The following is a 759-nucleotide window of genomic DNA, read 5'->3' as shown; positions in this document are numbered from 1 at the left end:
TTATCCACAACCACCAGCGACGTGATTAACTCCCCGTCAGTGTCGGTAAAAAGCTCCACCACGCGTAAATCATATGCAGCCTCTTTCAGTTCCTCCGCGTCCTTCATTTTGGTGCAGGAGATAACCAGGGCTTCACTGTCCGCACCTTCACGGCGAATACGGTATTCAGCGTCCAGAGATGCACGAAATGCACTGGAACCACGCGCCCCCTTTGTTTCATCCTTGCCGGAATGGTGAACCACCAGTACCGTGGCCCCTGTGCGTCGTTTCAGTTCGTCACATCCACGGATAAACGCCCCCATATCCCGCGCGTCATTTTCATCATTACCGCCAAAGCAACGCGCCAGCGTATCCAGAATAATCATGCGTACCGGTTTACCCGTTTCCCGTTCAACCTGGCGGGAAGCGATGACCATTTCATCGACATCAAGCGGGACTGCCGGAAAAATCGGGCGGTTTACCAGGTACAGATTTTCCACCCGTTCATCATTAACGATTTCCCATGCCTTGATACGGCGGGGGACACCAATGCCACCTTCACCGACAACATACATCACCGAACCATGCGCAACCCTGCGGCCTCCCCAGTGGCGCCCCGTGGCAACATGACACGCCCAGGAACACGCGAGGAACGATTTATAAGAACCGCTCGCGCCGTATGTGCTGCACAATGAATTAGCCGGAATCACGCCCTTAACGACATAATCAAGCTGTGTGTCGTACCCTGCAGATCCAATGCTCATTGGTAGCGTGGTTTTT

The 759-nt window shown here is 53.8% G+C and carries 1 protein-coding gene; it reads right to left on the bottom strand.

The features are described 5' to 3' along the window. Positions 1-759: helicase RepA family protein (locus EQY_RS0123005; protein ID WP_000619025.1), on the bottom strand; the 759-nt coding region annotated here is incomplete at both ends.

The sequence above is a fragment of the Escherichia sp. TW14182 genome (assembly GCF_000208525.1).
In the GTDB taxonomy this organism is placed as follows: domain Bacteria; phylum Pseudomonadota; class Gammaproteobacteria; order Enterobacterales; family Enterobacteriaceae; genus Escherichia; species Escherichia ruysiae.
The sequence above is the reverse complement of the archived record's forward strand: the minus strand, read 5'-3'. Positions and strand labels throughout refer to the sequence as shown.